The 18,665-nt window shown below is 55.6% G+C and carries 19 protein-coding genes; 15 read left to right on the top strand and 4 right to left on the bottom strand.

Features of this window, described 5'->3' with window-relative positions; all coding sequences use genetic code 11:
- Positions 1 to 7 precede the first annotated feature (7 nt).
- The 3 genes from H3L93_RS01730 to thiL all read left to right on the top strand — a co-directional run bounded on the left by H3L93_RS01730 (position 8) and on the right by thiL (position 2,407).
- A complete protein-coding gene (locus H3L93_RS01730; protein ID WP_003797614.1) occupies positions 8 to 658 on the top strand; it encodes a glutathione S-transferase family protein in 651 nt (216 codons plus the stop codon).
- Positions 659 to 833: 175 nt separating this feature from the next.
- Positions 834 to 1,304 carry a hypothetical protein gene (locus H3L93_RS01725; protein ID WP_003797616.1) on the top strand — a complete coding sequence of 157 codons (471 nt, stop codon included), beginning with the start codon at positions 834 to 836 and terminating at the stop codon, positions 1,302 to 1,304.
- A 119-nt stretch (positions 1,305 to 1,423) separates the two neighbouring features.
- Positions 1,424 to 2,407 carry a thiamine-phosphate kinase gene (thiL, locus tag H3L93_RS01720; RefSeq protein ID WP_003797618.1) on the top strand — a complete coding sequence of 328 codons (984 nt, stop codon included), beginning with the start codon at positions 1,424 to 1,426 and terminating at the stop codon, positions 2,405 to 2,407.
- 92 nt (positions 2,408 to 2,499) lie between these two features.
- Here the strand turns inward: thiL and H3L93_RS01715 are convergent, their stop codons facing one another.
- Entirely contained in the window at positions 2,500 to 3,597 is a 1,098-nt protein-coding gene (locus tag H3L93_RS01715; RefSeq protein ID WP_003797620.1) for a 5-methyltetrahydropteroyltriglutamate--homocysteine S-methyltransferase, read from the bottom strand.
- A 276-nt stretch (positions 3,598 to 3,873) separates the two neighbouring features.
- Here H3L93_RS01715 and hisD point away from each other — a divergent pair, with 276 nt between their 5' ends.
- The 3 genes from hisD to H3L93_RS01700 all read left to right on the top strand — a co-directional run bounded on the left by hisD (position 3,874) and on the right by H3L93_RS01700 (position 7,624).
- Positions 3,874 to 5,166 (top strand): histidinol dehydrogenase, encoded by a 1,293-nt coding sequence (gene hisD, locus H3L93_RS01710; protein WP_003797623.1) that lies wholly within the window; start codon positions 3,874 to 3,876, stop codon positions 5,164 to 5,166.
- A 150-nt stretch (positions 5,167 to 5,316) separates the two neighbouring features.
- Positions 5,317 to 6,312, top strand: coding sequence for a branched-chain-amino-acid transaminase (gene ilvE / locus H3L93_RS01705; RefSeq protein WP_040558793.1), 996 nt, complete (start codon positions 5,317 to 5,319; stop codon positions 6,310 to 6,312).
- Positions 6,313 to 6,502: 190 nt separating this feature from the next.
- Positions 6,503 to 7,624, top strand: a complete 1,122-nt coding sequence (locus tag H3L93_RS01700; protein ID WP_155803186.1) for an SEL1-like repeat protein — start codon at positions 6,503 to 6,505, stop codon at positions 7,622 to 7,624.
- Here the strand turns inward: H3L93_RS01700 and H3L93_RS13265 are convergent.
- Positions 7,621 to 7,746 (bottom strand): hypothetical protein, encoded by a 126-nt coding sequence (locus H3L93_RS13265; protein WP_281365021.1) that lies wholly within the window; start codon positions 7,744 to 7,746, stop codon positions 7,621 to 7,623. The genes H3L93_RS01700 and H3L93_RS13265 overlap by 4 nt on opposite strands.
- An 8-nt stretch (positions 7,747 to 7,754) precedes the next feature.
- Here H3L93_RS13265 and H3L93_RS01695 point away from each other — a divergent pair, with 8 nt between their 5' ends.
- Positions 7,755 to 7,919 carry a hypothetical protein gene (locus H3L93_RS01695; RefSeq protein WP_003797635.1) on the top strand — a complete coding sequence of 55 codons (165 nt, stop codon included), beginning with the start codon at positions 7,755 to 7,757 and terminating at the stop codon, positions 7,917 to 7,919.
- A 52-nt stretch (positions 7,920 to 7,971) separates the two neighbouring features.
- On the opposite strand, the gene mutL is transcribed toward H3L93_RS01695, so the two are convergent.
- Entirely contained in the window at positions 7,972 to 9,882 is a 1,911-nt protein-coding gene (gene mutL / locus H3L93_RS01690; RefSeq protein ID WP_003797637.1) for a DNA mismatch repair endonuclease MutL, read from the bottom strand.
- Positions 9,883 to 10,297: 415 nt separating this feature from the next.
- On the opposite strand from mutL, the gene H3L93_RS01685 reads away from it, so the two are divergent.
- From H3L93_RS01685 to H3L93_RS01675, 3 genes are read left to right on the top strand one after another with little or no spacing between them, the layout of a single operon-like run.
- On the top strand, positions 10,298 to 11,053 hold the full coding sequence (locus H3L93_RS01685; protein ID WP_003797640.1) for a (Fe-S)-binding protein: 756 nt from the start codon (positions 10,298 to 10,300) through the stop codon (positions 11,051 to 11,053).
- Entirely contained in the window at positions 11,050 to 11,748 is a 699-nt protein-coding gene (locus tag H3L93_RS01680; RefSeq protein WP_003797642.1) for a LutC/YkgG family protein, read from the top strand. The genes H3L93_RS01685 and H3L93_RS01680 overlap by 4 nt, the downstream gene beginning before the upstream one ends.
- Positions 11,745 to 13,193, top strand: a complete 1,449-nt coding sequence (locus H3L93_RS01675) for a LutB/LldF family L-lactate oxidation iron-sulfur protein (protein WP_003797643.1) — start codon at positions 11,745 to 11,747, stop codon at positions 13,191 to 13,193. Before H3L93_RS01680 ends, H3L93_RS01675 begins: the two co-directional genes overlap by 4 nt.
- Before the next feature lie 389 nt (positions 13,194 to 13,582).
- On the opposite strand, the gene H3L93_RS01670 is transcribed toward H3L93_RS01675, so the two are convergent.
- Positions 13,583 to 14,737 (bottom strand): trans-sulfuration enzyme family protein, encoded by a 1,155-nt coding sequence (locus H3L93_RS01670; RefSeq protein ID WP_003797648.1) that lies wholly within the window; start codon positions 14,735 to 14,737, stop codon positions 13,583 to 13,585.
- A 226-nt stretch (positions 14,738 to 14,963) separates the two neighbouring features.
- Here H3L93_RS01670 and folE2 point away from each other — a divergent pair, with 226 nt between their 5' ends.
- From folE2 to H3L93_RS01645, 5 genes are all read left to right on the top strand, one after another.
- Positions 14,964 to 15,737 (top strand): GTP cyclohydrolase FolE2, encoded by a 774-nt coding sequence (gene folE2 / locus H3L93_RS01665; protein WP_040558795.1) that lies wholly within the window; start codon positions 14,964 to 14,966, stop codon positions 15,735 to 15,737.
- A 196-nt stretch (positions 15,738 to 15,933) separates the two neighbouring features.
- A complete protein-coding gene (locus H3L93_RS01660) occupies positions 15,934 to 16,269 on the top strand; it encodes a hypothetical protein (RefSeq protein WP_003797651.1) in 336 nt (111 codons plus the stop codon).
- Positions 16,270 to 16,281: 12 nt separating this feature from the next.
- On the top strand, positions 16,282 to 16,617 hold the full coding sequence (locus H3L93_RS01655; protein ID WP_003797653.1) for a zinc ribbon domain-containing protein YjdM: 336 nt from the start codon (positions 16,282 to 16,284) through the stop codon (positions 16,615 to 16,617).
- Between the two features lie 402 nt (positions 16,618 to 17,019).
- Positions 17,020 to 17,688: a lysophospholipid acyltransferase family protein gene (locus H3L93_RS01650; RefSeq protein ID WP_003797657.1), complete on the top strand. Its 669-nt coding sequence runs from the start codon at positions 17,020 to 17,022 to the stop codon at positions 17,686 to 17,688.
- A complete protein-coding gene (locus tag H3L93_RS01645; RefSeq protein ID WP_003797659.1) occupies positions 17,685 to 18,617 on the top strand; it encodes a phosphatidate cytidylyltransferase in 933 nt (310 codons plus the stop codon). The genes H3L93_RS01650 and H3L93_RS01645 overlap by 4 nt, the downstream gene beginning before the upstream one ends.
- Positions 18,618 to 18,665: the final 48 nt, after the last annotated feature.

Genomic DNA, 18,665 nt, shown 5'->3' with positions numbered 1-18,665 from the left:
CAATGCCATGAAAAAACTCACTTTTTACACCTACCCCAAATCGCGCGGCATAAGCGTGGTATGGATGCTCAAAGAATGCGGCGCAACGTTTGACACCGTGCTGCTGTCCTACGGCGACACCACCCAATCCCCCGACCACCTCACCGTAAAATCCGCCGACTATCTCGCCGTCAACCCGATGGGCAAAGTGCCCGCGCTCAAAGCAGACGACACCGTCATCACCGAAGCCGCCGCCATCGTTACCTTCCTTGCCGAGCAGTTTCCCGAACGCGGTCTGATTCCCGCCGCCGACAGCTTGGCGCGGGGCGAATACTACCGCTGGCTCTGCTTCGCCATCAATTTGGAATACGCCGCGTTTGACCGCCGCGACCAAACCACCAGCGATGCCGAACGGCACAAACGCATCGGCTACGGCGATTTGGATACCGCCTTCGGTGTGTTGCGCGAGCATCTGGCGCGGCACGACTTTATCGTCGGCAACCAATTTTCCGCACTGGACATCTACTACACCATGCTGCTGGTGCAGTTCACCCGCGTGATGCCCGTGGAAGGCATCGCCTGCGATGTGTTTGATGCCTACATCGCCCGCCACACCGCCCGCCCCGCCTTTGGCGAAACCATGGCTTGGGTGGAAGCGGAAATGGCGAAAATGGCGTAGAACGGAGTAAGCCGGATAGCAAATAGGCAGCCTGAAAAGCGGAATTTGGCTTTTCAGGCTGCCTTTGCATTTGGCGCAACGTATAATCACACCGCTTTCATTCCAACCCAAACGCAGGCTGCCCTGCCCATAAAGGCAGCCTGAAATCCGACCCCCAACGTAAAAAGGAATCCCCATGAAATCCTTGAAAACCGCCGTTCTAGCCGTTTCCCTAATACTCGCCACCGCCACCCACGCCGAAGGCAATCCCTACCGCCAAAGCTACGGAACATGGGAACAAGACACCCCCGCAGGCGCAGAACGCTTTGTGATTGGCAAACACGGCTTTGAAGCATTTGCCCAAGTCGCGCCCAACTGCCGCAACAAGAAAAACGGCTATGCACACCAAGCCGACTGGATAAACGGCAAAGAACTCGCGCAAAGCATTCGCGCCAGCATAGCAGACGATGCAGGAGACGAAGCCTACGCCCGCCCCTTGCGAAATATGCTGAAAAAAATCAGCCCCAACAAAAAATACCTGCGGATTGGTTTATCGTTAAGCTGCGCGGACGGCTTCACCGCGTTTATCCAAATCACGCCCAACGAAGCGTTGAAACTGGAAGCCGCGCCCGATGATTTTTACACCCCCGTGCGGCGCATGAAATAACGCATTTTGCAACCGCCGTGCAAACCAAAAGCAGCCTGTGCACTTGGCACAACGTATAATGCCAACCTTTCCATCCCCTACCAACGCGAAGGCAGCCCCGCCTCAAAGGCAGCCTGAAAATGCCCACCACCCCCCTTGGCGAATTTGACTTCATCCGCCGCCACCTCGCCCTCCCCCAGCCGCCCGACCCCGACCTCCTGCTCGGCATAGGCGACGATGCCGCCATCATCCGCCCCCGCACAGGCTTTGACCTCTGTTTCAGCAGCGATATGCTGCTCGCCAATCGCCATTTTTTCCCAACCGACCCGCCCGAAGCCATCGCCCACAAAATCCTCGCCACCAATATCTCCGACATCGCCGCCATGGGCGGGCAACCGCGCTGGGTATTATTAAGCGCCGCCCTGCCCGAGCTGAACGAGGCGTGGCTGCAAGCCTTTTCAGGCAGCCTATTTGCCACCCTGCGCCAATACGGCATCACCCTTATCGGCGGTGACACCACCCGAGGCAACCTAGCCTTCAACGTCGCCATCACAGGCGAACTCCCCGCAGGCAAAGCCCTGCGCCGCAGTGGCGCGCAACACGGCGACGACATCTGGGTATCAGGGCAAATCGGGCTGGCAGCCGCCGCCCTGCACCACATCTGGGGCAACATCACCCTGCCCGAACACCTATTCGCCCAATGCGAAGCCGCCCGCCTGCGCCCCACCCCGCGCGTCGCCCTTGGGCAAGCCCTCCTCCCCCTCGCCACCGCCGCCCAAGACATCTCCGACGGGCTTGCCCAAGACCTCGGACACATCCTTGCCGCCTCCCGCGTGGGCGCAGAAATCCATGCCCATGCCGTGCCCACCCTGCCCGAGCTGCGCCAAGCCCTGCCTGAACACATCGTGCACGAGCTCACGCTCGCCGGCGGCGACGACTACGAACTGCTCTTCACCGCCCCGCCAGAAAATCGCCGCCAAATTCAGGCTGCCGCCCAAACCGCGCAAACCCCCGTGCACCGCATCGGCAAAATCAACCATTCAGGCAGCCTGAAAATCCTCAACGCCCAAGGCAACGAAATCCATCTGCCCCACGCAGGGTTTGACCATTTTGCCCAATCTTAATTTTCAGGCTGCCTCAAACCACCAAGGCAGCCTGAAAAACACAAAACAGCCGTTTGTTTATCGCAAACGGCTGTTTCCCATTCAAACAACGATTAATCCTCGCCCCAAACTTCGGCAGCGATTTCTTCCACCAGCTTCACTTTCGCCCATTGCTGCGCTTCGGTCATGATATTGCCCTCTTCGGTGGAAGCGAAACCGCATTGCGGCGACAGCGCCAGTTGTTCCAATGGCACGATTTTTGCCGCTTCGGCGATGCGTGCTTTGACGGCAGCTTTGTCTTCCAGCTCGGGGAATTTGGATGTAATCAAGCCCAGCACGATGCGTCCTTTGTGTGGGTTATCGTTGAAGTATTTGAGCGGTTCAAAGCCGCCTGCGCGGTCGGTGTCGTATTCCAAAAAATAGCCGTCGTAGGCGGTTTGCCCGAATAGCTCGGGGGCAACGGGGTCGTATGCGCCGCTGAGCAGGTAGGATGATTTATAGTTGCCACGGCAAACGTGGGTGGTGATGGTCATGTCGGCGGGTTTGTCTGCCAAAATGGCTTGGATGTTTTCCAGCGCGATTTTTTTGCTGCCTTCAAAATCAAAGTCTGCTTTGCCGTAGTTGTTGCACAGCGTGCCCCAGTACACATCATCGATTTGCAGATAGCGGCAGCCTGCGTTGTAAAACGCGCGGATGGCGTCTTTATAGGTTTGGCGCACGTCTTCGGCAAAGGCTTGCTTGCTGGCATACACGCCTGTGTCCCAGATAAACGGATACATCAGCTGGTTGGGGCTGGGGATGGTGTATTTTACGATGCCGCGGTTGCCGACAATTTTGGCCAGCGATTGATAATGCTGGATAAAGGGGTGGTTTTCGTTCCACGACACTTTGCCGCAGCAGCGCGTGTTGTATTTGCGAACTTCGGTGTTTTTAAAGGCATAGGCTTGCTCGGGGATAAAGCCTTCAATGCCGTTTAGGTTTTCTAGGAAATCTATGTGCCACCACGAGCGGCGAAATTCGCCATCGGTGATGACTTGGATGCCTGCATCTAGCTGGTCTTGCACCAGTTTGGCGATTTCTTGGTCTTCAATTTGGGTGAGCGCGTCGCGGCTGATTTTGCCTGCGGCGAAGTCGGCGCGGGCTTGTTTGAGCGCGGCGGTGCGCAGGTAACTGCCAACGGTGTCGGCGTGCAGGGGCAGGGTTTTGCTCATGCGGCGTTCCTTTTTATGGTTGGGTTGGGTAAACAAATTGAGCCAGAATGTTAAAACAAGTTAAGCCTGTTCGCAAATGGTTAGGCGGAATGGTTTGGGCTTGGAGGCAGCCTGAAAACGCTATGGGGGCGTTTTCGTTAAGCCTAACCGCGCATCTCAAACTGCGTTTTCAGGCTGCCTGATGCTATCGCTGGTACAATCCCATTCGTCTTAGAACCTGTATTCACTATTTTCAGGCTGCCTCAGCCTTTTTCTCCGCTCGCAAAGGAACGCATCATGAAACGCCTCTCCACTCAATCGCCCCAATTTCAGCAAGAATTGCAAGCGCTGCTTGCTTTTGAAACCGTGCAAGACCCCAAAATTGACCAAATCGTTGCCGATATTTGCGCCGATGTGCAACGGCGTGGCGATGCGGCGGTGATTGCATACACCAACCAATTTGACGGCACGCAAGCGCAAACGATGGCAGATTTAACCCTGTCGCAAGACGATTTAAAAGCCGCCTTTTTCAGGCTGCCTGAAAATGTGCAAACCGCGCTGCAAACGGCTGCCGAGCGTGTGCGCAGTTATCATCAACACCAAAAACAAGAATCGTGGCACTACACCGATGCCGATGGCACGCTGCTGGGGCAGCAAGTCACGCCGTTGGATCGCGTGGGGATTTATGTGCCAGGTGGCAAGGCGGCGTATCCCAGCAGCGTGATTATGAACGCCATGCCTGCTCATGTGGCGGGCGTGCCCGAAATCATCATGGTTGTGCCCACGCCGCAGGGCGAGCGCAATGATATTGTGCTGGCGGCGGCGTATATCGCAGGCGTAACCAAAGTGTTCACCATCGGCGGGGCGCAAGCCGTTGCCGCGTTGGCGTATGGCACGCAAACCGTGCCGCAAGTGGACAAAATCACTGGGCCGGGCAATGCCTTTGTTGCCGCCGCCAAACGCCGCGTGTTCGGCGTGGTGGGGATTGATATGGTGGCAGGGCCGAGCGAAATTTTGGTGATTGCCGATGGCAGCACGCCTGCCGATTGGGTGGCGATGGATTTGTTTAGCCAAGCCGAGCACGATGAAATCGCCCAAGCGATTTTAATCGCCACATCGCCCGATTATTTAGACGAAGTTCAGGCTGCCATGCACCGCCTGATGCCCACCATGCCGCGCCGCGCGATTATTGAAGCCAGCCTTGGTAACCGCGGCGCGATGATTCTGGCAAAAGACCTAGACGAAGCCTGCGCCATCGCCAACTACATCGCGCCCGAGCATCTGGAACTTTCCGTGGAAAACGCCGCCGCATGGGCGCAAAAAATCCGCCACGCCGGCGCCATCTTTATGGGGCGCTACACCAGCGAAAGTTTGGGCGACTACTGCGCCGGCCCCAACCATGTGCTGCCCACCAGCCGCACCGCGCGGTTTTCATCGCCACTTGGGACATATGACTTCCAAAAACGCAGCAGCCTGATTCAAGTTTCCGAACAAGGCGCGCAACAATTAGGCAAAATCGCCAGCATTTTGGCGCACGGCGAAAACCTAACCGCCCACGCCCGCTCGGCAGAATTGCGCTTGAAAGACTGATTTTCAGGCTGCATCAATCCACCCCCAAAACTCTTTTCAGGCTGCCTGCGCTACATCAACAAAGGCAGCCTGAAACTTGCCAAGCCTCAACCCAAAGAGTATCTTCACGCTTTTTAACAAACCCTGTTCACAAACCCGAAAGGAACCCACATGGCACGCGAAGTCCCCGCCGTATTTGGCAGCGTATTCCACCCCGAAATGCCCGTTCTCGCCTTTGAAAACGGCGCATGGCAGCCAACCCGTTGGCAATCCAGCAGCGAATTTACCCTCGCCCCTGGCGCGCATAGCTTGCACTACGGCAGCGAATGTTTTGAAGGGCTCAAAGCCTTTCGCCACGCCGACGACAGCATCCACCTATTCCGCCCCGACATGAACATCGCCCGCATGCGCCAAAGCGCGCGCCTGCTGCATTTGCCCGTGCCCGAAACCGAGGCTTTTCAGGCTGCCCTGATTGAACTGGTGCGCCGCGCCGCCGACATCATCCCCGATGCGCCCGCCTCGCTCTATCTGCGCCCCACCCTCATCGGCACCGACCCCGTTATCGGCAAGGCCGCCACGCCATCTGCCAACGCCCTGCTCTATATTCTCGCCTCCCCCGTGGGCGATTATTTTAAAACAGGCGCGCCCATGAAACTCTTGGTGGAAACCGAACACGCCCGCTGCGCACCACACATGGGACGCATCAAATGCGGCGGCAACTACGCCTCCGCTCTCGCATGGGTGCTCAAAGCCAAAGAAGAACACGGCGCAAACCAAGTGCTGTTCTGCCCCAATGGCGACGTGCAAGAAACCGCTGCTTCCAACTTCGCGCTGATTAACGGCAACGAAATCATCACCAAACCGCTCACCAGCGAATTTTTGCACGGCGTAACCCGCGATTCCGTGCTCACCATCGCCAACGATTTGGGCTACACCATCAGCGAGCGCAACTTCACCGTAGCCGAGCTCAAAGCCGCCGTGGAACAAGGCGCGGAAGCCATCCTAACAGGCACCGCCGCCGTGATTTCGCCCGTTACCAGCTTTGTAATCGACGGCAAAGAAATCCCCGTTGCCAGCACTGAACGCGGCACCGCCATCCGCAAAGCCGTTACCGACATTCAATTTGGCTTGGCAGAAGACAAATACGACTGGTTAGTGCGCGTGTAAACCGTTCAACGCCATTAACCAACGCCATAAAGGCAGCCTGAAAACGGAAAACACCGTTTCAGGCTGCCTTTAAGCGCAAAATGGCGAGAAAATTGCTGGAAAACAAACTTTGCTGCGCCCAATAGCAAGCACATTTTTTCACCCCACAACGGCAGATGCCGCCCAATTTTTATAGAAAGGCGATTTCAAAATGTTTACGCACCCATTTTTTAAACCACAAATGAGCGCAATATGGGCGGCATTACTGCTGGCAACCGCCGCGCCTGCTTGGGCGGATAACACAACGCAATTTGAACAAGCTGCGGCAGCTTATCAAGCTGGAAACTATAAGCAAGCGTTTCGCCTATGGCAGCCGCTGGCACAGCAAGGGGATGCTGAGGCGCAATTTAATTTGGGCGTGATGTATGAAAAAGGGCAAGGCGTGGCACAAGACTATCAACAAGCGATAGCATGGTATCAAAAAGCTGCCAATCAAGGAGATGCTGAGGCGCAATTTAATTTGGGCGTGATGTATGAAAAAGGGCAAGGCGTGGCACAAGACTATCAACAAGCGATAGCATGGTATCAAAAAGCTGCCAATCAAGGAGTTGCTGAGGCGCAATTCAATTTAGGCGGAATGTATTACAACGGTCAAGGTGTGGCACAGGACTATCAACAAGCCTTGGTGTGGTATCAAAAAGCAGCGAATCAAGAATATGCCGCGGCGCAATTCAATTTGGGTGTCATGTATTCCAAAGGCCAAGGTGTGGCACAGAGCTACCAACGAGCTTTGGCGTGGTATCAAAAAGCCGCTCATCAAGGACTTGCTGCGGCGCAATACAATTTGAGTAGGATGTATGAAGATGGTCGTGGTGTAGCGCAAGACTACCAACAAGCCTTGGCGTGGTATCAAAAAGCGGCTAATCAGGGGTATTCTGATGCGCAATTCAATTTAGGCGTGATGTATGACGAAGGTCGTGGTGTAGCACAAGACTACCAACAAGCCTTGGCATGGTATCAAAAAGCGGCTAATCAGGGGGATGCTATGGCGCAATACAATTTGGGCGTGATGTATTACGAAGGTCGTGGTGTAGCACAGAACTATCAACAAGCCTTATCATGGTATCAAAAAGCTGCTAATCAAGGAGTTGCTGGGGCGCAATATAATTTGGGTTTGATATACGCTACTGGTCAAGGCGTGGCACAAGATTTCCAACAAGCCAAAGCATGGTGGCAAAAAGTGCTGGCACAACCTGATACAGAAGAAAATGCCGAAGCCAAAACAAATGCCCGCACTGCTTTGCAAACTTTAAAAGAAATAGGCATTCGCTAACCGCCCTCAATATTGAGGCAGCCTGAAAACGGAAAATACGTTTTCAGGCTGCCTTTTTGCGCACGGTTAAACCGCGCGACTAAACCATTTGCCAAACGCCCAATCTCCCCAACCCGCATCATAGCCACCCATGCCATTCCCCACCCAAAACCGCGTGCGTGCCTGCGGCTCACACCCTACTCCCCGCCAACGCAGCCTGAAACCCAGTAGGTCGGGCATTGATGCCCGACAAGCACCGACAAAAAAAGCGTCGGGTATCAATGCCCGACCTACTGCTAACCGCCCCCAATATTAAGGCAGCCTGAAAACGAAAATCCCGTTTTCAGCCTGCCTTTATCTTGTTAACACTACTGCCCCCGCAAAAACAGCCCATCCAAATCCGCCAGCGTCAGTTTCACCCAAGTCGGTCGCCCGTGGTTGCATTGGTTGCTGCGCGGCGTGGCTTCCATATCGCGCAGCAGCGCGTTCATTTCGGGCAGGGTTAATTGCCGCCCCGCGCGGATAGAACCGTGGCACGCCATGGTGCTTAAAATCTGATTTTCTTTGGCTTCAATGGTTTGGCTGCTGCCCACCGCCGCCAATTCGCGCAACACATCGCGCGCCAGCGCGGCAACATCTGCCTTGCCCAGCATCTGCGGCACGGCGCGCACGGCAATTTGCCCGTTGCCCAAATCCGCCAAATCCAAGCCATATTGTGCCAACTCGGCGGCGTAATCCGCGCGCGCGGCAAGCTCGGCATGGCTGGCTTCAAAGGCGACGGGAATCAGCAGCATCTGCGTTTTCAGGCTGCCTTCCGCATCGCGCTGCGCTTTCATTTTTTCGTAGTTCACGCGCTCGGCAGCGGCGTGCATATCCACCAAAATCAAGCTGTCCGCTGCCTGCGCCAACACATAAATGCCCAGCAGCTGGGCAATGGCAAAGCCCAGCGGATAAGCGTTTTCAGGCTGCCGCACCTGCGCCGCCTGCGGTTCAAACGCCGCCAAATCGTCATCCTCTCGGTAGAGCTCGGCATAGGCTTGCAAGGCGGCGCGGTTTTCGTTGAGCGACAGCGGGCGTTGTTGCGGCGCACGCGCGGCGGCTTGGTAGGGCATGGGCGCGGATTTTGGGCTGCCTGAAAAGGCATCCGCTGCGGGGATTGCTGTTGTCATACCATTGAAGCCTTCGGTTTTCAGGCTGCCCAAAAACAGGGTTTCATCAGGCGCGGCAGGCTGAGGCACAAACCGCTGTTGCAAAAGCGCGCCCGCATTGCTCACACTCTCGGTTACATCGGCGCGGGTTTCGGCTAACGCCTTGTTTAGCGCGTGAAAAATCATCTGATGCACCGCTTGGCTGTCGCGGAAACGGATTTCGGTTTTGGTGGGATGCACGTTCACATCCACCTGCTCGGGCGGCAAATCCAAAAACAACACAAACGCCGGCGTGATTTGGTTGTGCAGCACATCGCGATACGCCTGCTTCACCGCGTGCAGCATCACTTTATCGCGCACAAAGCGGTTGTTTACAAAGAAAAACTGCTTGTCGCTCTTGCCCTGCGCAAAGGTGGGCTTGGACACAAAGCCGCGCAACGCCATCTCGCCCGCTTGGCTGTCAATCGGCAATGCGGCAGCCTGAAACGCCGCGCCCATAATCGCCGCCACACGCTCGCTCAGGGGTTGCGCGGGGTAGTCAAACACCGTTTTGCCGTTGTTTTTCAACGAAAAAGATACGGCGGGGTTTGCCAACGCCAGCCGCTCCAACATGGTGGCGCAATGCGCGTATTCGGTGTTTTCCGATTTGAGAAACTTGCGCCGCGCGGGCGTGTTGAAAAACAGCTCGGCGATTTCAATCGTGGTGCCGACGGGGTGCGCGGCGGCGGCAACCTCGCCCAACGCGCCATCCACCGCGCGGATTTGGTGCGCGTGGGCATTGTGCGTGGTGCGACTGGTGAGCGTGAGCCGCGATACCGATGCGATGCTTGCCAGCCCTTCGCCGCGAAAGCCCATGCTTTGCACGCGTTCCAAATCAGATAAGCTCTTGATTTTGCTGGTGGCGTGGCGCGACAGCGCGAGCGGCAAATCGTCCGCTTCCATGCCACAGCCGTTGTCGCACACGCGCAAAAGTTTGATGCCGCCGCCCACGATGTCCACGCTGATTTGCGTTGCGCCCGCGTCTAGGCTGTTTTCCACGATTTCTTTGAGCGCGTTGGCAGGGCGTTCCACCACTTCGCCTGCGGCAATTTGGTTGATGAGATGGCTAGGGAGAAATTGAATGCTGGGCATGGTGAGAATAAGCGTTGAAATAAGTGGGCGGATTATAGCAAAGGCAGCCTGAAACCACCTTTTGGATGCCGTATCGGCTCGGCAAAATCCGTTTCATGCGTTTTCAGGCTGCCTTCGCGGGCAATCTTGTAATTTCATAAAACAAAATCTAATCCTTTTGGCGGTATCACGCTCCACCGATTAGCCATTTTTCACCAATCATTCCGCCTATCCATGCCAACAAACACCCGATTACCATCACAATCTGCCGTAAAATCCGCGCTTTGCAAAAAAATATCCCGCCGTCTTGCCGATTAAAATTCAGTAAACAAAGTCTAACAAACATTAACAAACCATCTTGACAGACTACATGTAACTACAATACATTACCCCGCACGGCATCCCGCCGTTTCTACTATCAAAAAGAAAACAAACCATGAACACAAACACCACCTATCCGCGCGATGTCTATTTCTTTGGCACGTGCATCTTAGATATGTTTATGCCCCAAGCAGGCATGGATGCCATGACGCTGCTGGAATCTCTGGGCATCAACGTTCATTTCCCCATGGAACAAAGCTGCTGCGGGCAGCCCGCTTATTCGTCCGGGCACGAAAAAGAAGCGTTTGCCGTTGCCAAAGCGCAGCTGGATTTATTCCCCGAAGATTGGCCCATTGTGGTGCCGTCGGGCTCATGCGGCGGCATGATGAAGCTGCATTGGCCCACCCTGTTTGCGGGCAGCGAATACGAAGCGCGCGCCAACGAACTCGCCAGCCGCGTGGTGGAATTCACCCATTTTCTGCTCAACATCGGCTATCAGCCAGAAGACAAAGGCGAGCCGATTAAAGTCGCCGTGCACACCTCTTGCACCGCGCGCCGCGAAATGAACGTGCACCTTTCGGGCTGGAAACTGATAGACAGCCTGAAAAACGTGGAGCGCGTGGTACACGACCACGAAAGCGAATGCTGCGGCTTCGGCGGCACGTTCTCGGTGAAACACGCCGACATTTCAGGCGCAATGGTGAGCGACAAAGTTGCCGCGCTCAAAGAAACCGAAGCGGTGGAAATTGTGAGCGCGGATGCAGGCTGCATGATGAACATCGGCGGCAAAATTGAAAAAGACGAACCCGCCATGCCGCGCCCCAAACACATTTCCACCTTCTTGCTGGAACGCACGGGGGTGAAACAATGAGCGCGCGCGAAAACATCTTAGCCAAGCTGCGGCAAGCCAATGCCTATCCGATGGCAGAGCCGCAAACCCATGATTATTACCAAGAAATGTCGCCCACATGGGACAACGAAGTGGCACGCCTGAAACATTGGGCGAAAACCATGCGTGCGGTGAAAACCGAGATTTTTTGGGTACGCGAAAACGATTGGGAAAACACGCTGGTGGAAGTGGCGCAGCAAAAAGGGCTGAAAAATATGCTGCTCTCGCCGCAAACCGCGCACGGCAGTCGCGCCGAAAAAGCCCTAACACAAGCTGGCTTGGCAACGCGCGGTTTTGAGCAAAAAATTGACGATTGGAAAGACGATTTTTTTGCCAACGTGGACGCGGGTTTTACCTCTTCGCTGTGCGGCATTGCGCACACGGGCACGGTGATGCTGGTGTCATCGCCCGAAGAGCCGCGCAGCCAAAGCCTTGTTCCCCCCGTGCATTTTTGCTTGTTTGACACCCGCAAACTGTACGACACGTTTTACGCCGCCTTAACAGGCGAAAAATTGGTTGATGAGATGCCCACCAACATCATCTTGGTTTCGGGGCCGTCCAAAACCGCCGACATCCAGCTCACATTGGCGTTTGGCGCGCACGGGCCGCGCGATTTGGTGGTGCTGGCGGTGTTGCCTGAACACATCAACCCTGCCGATTTGGAGGAACAAGCATGACCACGCAAGTAATCAAAATCCACCCGCGCCCCGAAACCTTCAAGCAAAACACCGAAGCCGCGCTTGCCGACAAACCGCTGCGCAAAAGCCTGCGCACCGCCATGGATATGCTGATGACCAAGCGCAAACTGGTGTTGTCGGACGAAGAGGAATTGCAAATGTTGCGCACGCTGTGCGAGCACGTTCGCCAACACGCGCTGTCTAAACTGCCCGATTTGCTGGAACAGCTGGAAAGCAATCTCACCCGCCTTGGCGTGCGCGTGCATTGGGCGGAAACCGTTGAAGAAGCGCAAAACATCATCTACGGCATCATGGAAACGCACAAAGCCAAGCTGATGGTGAAAGGCAAATCGATGGTGAGCGAGGAAATTGAACTCAATCACCATTTGGAAAGCAAAGGCATGCGCGCGGTTGAAAGCGATTTGGGCGAATTTATCGTGCAAATGGCGGGCGAAAAACCCACCCATATCGTGATGCCCGCCATTCACAAAACCAAAGAGCAAGTGAGCCAGCTTTTCCACGACAACTTGGGCACAGAACTCACCGACGATGTGGACAAGCTCACAGGCTTTGCCCGCCAAGCCCTGCGCGATGTTTACCGCACTGCCGATGTGGGTTTGAGCGGCGTGAACTTTGCCGTTGCCGAAACAGGCACGCTGTGTTTGGTGGAAAACGAAGGCAATGGACGCTTGTCCACCACCGTGCCACCCGTGCACATCGCCATCACGGGTATTGAAAAAGTGGTCGCCAAGCTCACCGATGTTGTGCCGCTATACAGCCAACTGCCGCGCACCGCGATTGGGCAAAACATCACCACCTATTTCAACATGATTACCGGCCCGCGCCGCTGCGAAGAGCTAGACGGTCCGCAAGAAATGCACCTTGTGCTGCTGGATAATGGGCGTACCCAAGCCTACGGCGAAGAGCAAATGCGCCGCACATTGCAATGCATCCGCTGCGGCGCGTGCATGAACCATTGCCCTGTTTACACGCGCGTGGGCGGTGCTGCTTATGGCACAACTTATCCCGGCCCGATTGGCGAGATTATTTCGCCGCATCTGATGGGCTTGGACAAAACGCGCGATTTGCCCACCGCCTGCACCATGTGCGGCGCGTGCGTGGAAGTTTGCCCCGTGAAAATCCCGATTACCGAGCAGATGCAGCGCCTGCGCCAAGAAGCGCAACGCTCGCCCAGCGAGCAGGTACCCTACCCCATCAAAGGGCAAGGCGCGTCGCACAGCTTGGGCGAGAGCATGGCTTGGCGCGTGTTCAGCGGCTCGTTTGGCAAGATTAAGGCATACCGCACGCTGGGCTGGGCGGCGACCACGTTCCGCAGCCTAACGCCGCCTTGGCAAATGGGCTGGACGAGAAACCACGCGCCGATGCGCCCTGCGGCAAAAACCTTGCATCAGATGATGAAGGAAAAGAATGAGCGCAAAGTTTAAATGACCGCGCTAATACGTTGAGGCAGCCTGAAAACGGGAAATACCGTTTTCAGGCTGCCTTATCCTTATTGTTTGCGGCAAAGATTGGCGGCGGCGTGCGATGGCTTTTCAGGCTGCCCTGCCCTGTCTTGCGGTAATCCCTTAGCCCGTTAAACGGAGGCAGCCTGAAAACCCATCCGAACCTTTTGCAAACCTGTAAACCCATGGCGCATCCAAGGCTTGCCGGCATCTTTGCCAACCCGCGAAGCCCTATTGCATGCGCCATTTGGCCACCCGCCGTCGCCGCTCCATTGGCCGATTTCAGGCTGCCGCAAAGCATCAAGGCAGCCTGAAACGCGGTTTCTCGGTTTCAGGCTGCCTTTGGGTGTCGGGATGGGCGTTATCGCGGTTTACAAAGTCGCATTCAACGCTTGGTCCAAATCGGCATAAATGTCGTCCACGTCTTCGATGCCGATGGATAGGCGCAGCAAGCCGATTTTGATGCCCAAGCCTGTTTTCACTTCATGCGCCATGCCGCTGTGCGACTGCGAATAGCAATGGTTCACCAAGCATTCCACGCCGCCCAAGCTGGATGCCAGCGTGAACAGTTTGCTGTGCGCGATAAACCGGTTTACGGCTTCGCGCGTGTCGTTTTTCAGGTAAACGGTTACCACGCCGCCGAAGCCGCGCATTTGGCGTTTGGCTAATTCGTGATGCTCGTGGCTGGGCAGGGCGGGGTAGAACACTTTTTCAATGGCGGGGTGGCGGCACAGTTTTTCGGCGATGATTTGCGCGTTTTCCAAATGCTGTTTCATGCGCACGGCAAGCGTTTTGATGCCGCGCAACACCAGCCAGCAATCCATCGGCCCTGCCACGCCGCCTGTTTCCACCATCATGTTGGCAAAGGGCTTGGCAAGCTGAGCATCTTTTAACACGGCAACGCCCATCAACACATCGGAATGCCCGCACAAATATTTGGTGGCGGAATGGAACACGATGTCGCAGCCCAAATCCAGCGGGGTTTGGCAATAGGGCGTGGCGAAGGTGTTGTCCATGCCAACGATTGCGCCGTGGGCTTTGGCTTTTTGCGCCAGCAATTCAATGTCCACCAAGCGCAACAGCGGGTTGGACGGGGTTTCCAGCCACAGCATTTTGACTTGATGCTCGGCAAGGATGCGGTCTAGGTTTTCAGGCTGCGTTAAGTCGGCAAAGATGACGTTTACGCCCCATTTGGCGTACACATTGGTGAGCAAATCGTAGCTGCCGCCGTAGATGTCGGACACGGCAACGATGGTGTCGCCCTGTTGCAAATAGGTGCGGAAAATGCAGTCTATCGCCGCCATGCCGCTGGCAAAGGCAAAGCCGTGGGTGCCGTGTTCCAGCGCGGCAACGGTGTCTTCCAAAATTTTGCGCGTGGGGTTGGCAAGGCGCGAATAGCGGAAGGGGATGTTTTCGCCCAATTCGTGCATGGCGAACATGCTGTTTTGGTATAGGGGCGGCATCAGCGCGCGGTTGTGCTCATCGGGGTTGTAGGCGGAATGGATGGTTTGGGTGGCGAATTTCATGGCGATTCCTTTGCGATGGGAGATGGGTTTTCAGGCTGCCTGAAAAAGGGAAAATCAAAGGTGGCGATTGTATTTCAAAACAGGGCATAGTGATATACTTGCGCCGCTTTCGGGCAGCCTGAAACCGCCGTTGCAGCCTGACAGTTATTTCAGGCTGCCACAGGGTTCAGCCGCCCGCCTTGCCAAACCAATTTTAAAATTGCCTACACCCATCAAGGATACTTCAATGACTTCTATGCCCGATGTGCAAAGCACCCCCGACGTGCGAAACATCCCCATCGACCAAGTCGGCATCAAAGACTTGCGCTTTCCCGTCCGCATCCGCAGCCAAGCGGGCGAGCAAGCCACCGTTGCCCGCATCAGCATGACCGTATCGCTGCCCGCCGAGCAAAAAGGCACGCACATGTCGCGCTTTGTCGCGCTGATGGAAGAACACCGCGCCGCGCTGGATTTCGCCACGCTCGAAGCGCTCACCGGCAATATGCTGGCGCGGCTGGAAGCCAACGCGGGCAAAATCAGCATTGCCTTTCCCTTTTTCCGCCAAAAAGCCGCGCCCGTTTCAGGCTGCCTCTCGCTGATGGACTACGATGTAACGCTTATCGGCGAAATGCGCGAACACGCCTTTATAGGCAGCCTGAAAATCGTCATCCCCGTAACCAGCCTTTGCCCCTGCTCCAAAGAAATCTCCGATTACGGCGCGCACAACCAACGCTCGCACGTTACCCTCACTCTGCGCTGCCGCGAAGCCGTCGCCATCGAAGAAGCAATCGACTGGGTGGAAAACCAAGCCTCCTGCCAGCTTTATGGTTTGCTCAAACGCCCTGATGAAAAATTTGTAACCGAACACGCCTACGAAAACCCCAAATTTGTGGAAGACATGGTGCGCGACATCGCCACCGTGCTCAAACAAGACCCACGCATCGCCGCGTTCACCGTGGAAAGCGAAAATTTTGAATCCATCCACAACCATTCGGCTTACGCGCTGGTGGCGTTTCCCTAGCCGCACAGCGTTTTCAGGCTGCAGCAGCCCGCGCCGCATTCATCAGCCATCGGCAGCCTGAAATGCCGTTCGGCGCAACCCCAACCCGCCTGCCGACCGTTTTGCAACACCCCGCCCCATTTTCAGGCTGCCTATTTGCCAAGCCGCCCGCGCCTCGTTATATTCCCCACTTTCCCCACTCCACAAAGGAAGCATAATGAAACCCCAACTCAAATGGCTCGCCGCCGCCCTATTGCTCACCAGCAGCCTTGCCGCCACCGCCGAACCCCAACGCATCGCCACCGACGACGAACAAAACGCCATCCGCATGGCAAAACGCATCTCACACGGCGGCCTGCTGGTTTCCACCGATAAAGACTGGTTCAACTGGGACGTGAACATTTTGAGCGGCTGCACCTATTACCGCATAGAAGTGTCGCATTCCACAGGGCAAGTATCGAGCGTTAAAAAAGACAAACTGTGCGGCAATCCCGAAGCCCTGCGCGAATTGCGTGCCCAAGCCGCCGAATTCCGCCGCACTACTAACTATTAACAAGGAACATCCATGACCTACCCCGCTTGCCCACAATGCCGCTCCCATCTCACCTACCACGACGGCAGCCAGCTCGTTTGCCCCGAATGTGCCCATGAATGGCAAGAAGGCGACACCGCCGCCGATGCCGATGAAAACGCCATCGTAAAAGATGCCCACGGCGCAGTGTTGCAAGACGGCGATAGCGTAGTGCTGATTAAAGATTTGAAAGTGAAAGGCAGCAGCCAAGTCATCAAACAAGGCACGAAAGTAAAAAGCATTCGCTTGCAAGAGGGCGACCACAACATCGGTTGCAAAATCGACGGCACGCCGATGAATTTGAAATCGGAATTCGTTAAAAAAGCGTAAAGCGTTTTCAGGCTGCCTAAGAATGCGCAGGCAGCCTGAAAATGCGTATCGCCGCAACAATAAAGGCAGCCTGAAACCGCACCAAACGGTTTTCAGGCTGCCTTTGGCATGGGCGGCTGCCGATTGCACGGCGCTTTTTATAGTCGCTCCAATTAAGCCTTATACAGCGTTGGCTCGTCTTGCTGTACTACTTGTACTATCTGCGACTCGCCGCCTTGTATAAGACTTAATTGGAACGACTATAACACGCAAAACCCGCCGTCTTTTTGAGAGGCGCAGGCTCGTTTGCAGATTTCAGGCTGCCCCCATCACCATAAATCGCCACAACCGCTTACAATCCATTACAATCCAACCTTTCCATCCTACCTTTCCATCCTACCTTTCCATCCGCACAACCACACCATGAATATTCTGACGCAAGCGGCATCCTTTATCGTGAGCCGCAGCATTTTTTTACTTGTTTCGTTTTTAACCGGCATCCGCGCCAAATTTGAAGGCGACATCGCCTTTACCCCCGAGCGCAAAGTCTATTTTGCCAACCACAATAGCCACGCCGATTTCATCATGGTGCAGCTTGCCCTGCCAAAACGCTGGCGCAAAGCCGCCCGACCCGTGGCAGGCGCGGATTACTGGCTTAAAGGCGCGTTTCGCCGTTTTGTGAGCAAACACGTGTTCAACAGCCTGCTGATTATGCGCAATGGCAACGACCCCAAAGCCATCACCCAGCAAATGTCGGATGTGCTCGCCACCCAATCCTCGCTCATCATCTTCCCCGAGGGCACGCGCAACACCGACGACAACACCTTGCTGCTGCCTTTCAAAAGCGGCATCTACCACCTTGCCCGCAGCAATCCCGACGTGGGCTTCGTGCCGATTTGGATTAACAACATCAACCGCGTGCTGCCGAAAAACCAAGTCGTCCCCGTGCCGATTTTGTGCGATGTCATCATCGGCGAGCCGCTGTATGTGCAAGCCAACGAAGAAAAAGAAGAATTTTTGCAACGCGCCCGCCAAGCCATGCTCGCGCTGGTGCCGCCCGCCAAAATCGCCGAATACGCGGAGCAAGCATGATGAACACCGCTTTTTATCTGCCCGCTTTGGTTGGCATCGTGTTTTTTGGCATTTTTTGCGCGCTGGCACTCGCTTCGCTGGCAGGCAAGTATTACGAGCGCAAACAAGGCTTTGACGTGAGCAACATGGTGAAAGAATGGAACGCCCGCGTGGCATCGTGGTGGGTGATTACCATCCTGCTGCTGGTAACGTTTTGGATTGGGCGCGGCGGCATGATTGCGCTGTTTGTTGCCGCCTCGTTTGCCACCCTGCGCGAATTCATCAGCCATGTGTACCGCAATCGCGCCGACCATCTCACCATCGCGCTGTGTTTCTATCTGCTGCTGCCCTTGCAATATTATTTTGTGCTGATTAACTGGTTCAGCATGTTTACCGTGCTGATTCCCGTGTATGCCTTTTTGCTGCTGCCCATCATCCGCAATATGGCGGGCGACAACAGCCAGTTTTTTGACCGCACCGCCAAAATCCAATGGGGCGTGATGATTACCATCTATTGCCTCTCGCACGTGCCCGCCTTGTTGAGCTTGGAAATCAAGGATTACGCCTCGCCCAACATCGTGCTCTTGCTGTTTATGCTGGTGGTGGTGCAAAGCGGCGACGTGTTCGCCTATCTGTGGCGGCGCGCGGGCAGCAAAATTGCCCCGCCGCGCACGCTGCCCAGCGCGTATATCAGCATCCCGCTTTCCACGCTGCTGGCGGCCAGCCTCTATTGGATAACGCCGTTCACCCTGTTTCAGGCTGCCTTAGCGGGCTTGATGATTAGCCTGATGGGCTTTTTCGGCAACGAAGTAATGCGCGCCATCAAACGCAGCCTCGGCATCCGCCATTGGGGGCACGCATTCAGCACCCACAGCGTGTTAGACCGGCTGGACAGCCTGTGCTTTGCCGCGCCCGTGTTTTTCCATGTGGTGCGGTATTATTGGACTTAGGCGGCACAGGCAGCCTGAAAAACCATTCGCAATCCGTTTTCAGGCTGC

It is taken from the genome of Kingella oralis (assembly GCF_014054985.1).
In the GTDB taxonomy this organism is placed as follows: domain Bacteria; phylum Pseudomonadota; class Gammaproteobacteria; order Burkholderiales; family Neisseriaceae; genus Kingella_B; species Kingella_B oralis.
This window is presented reverse-complemented; position numbering and strand designations above follow the sequence as displayed.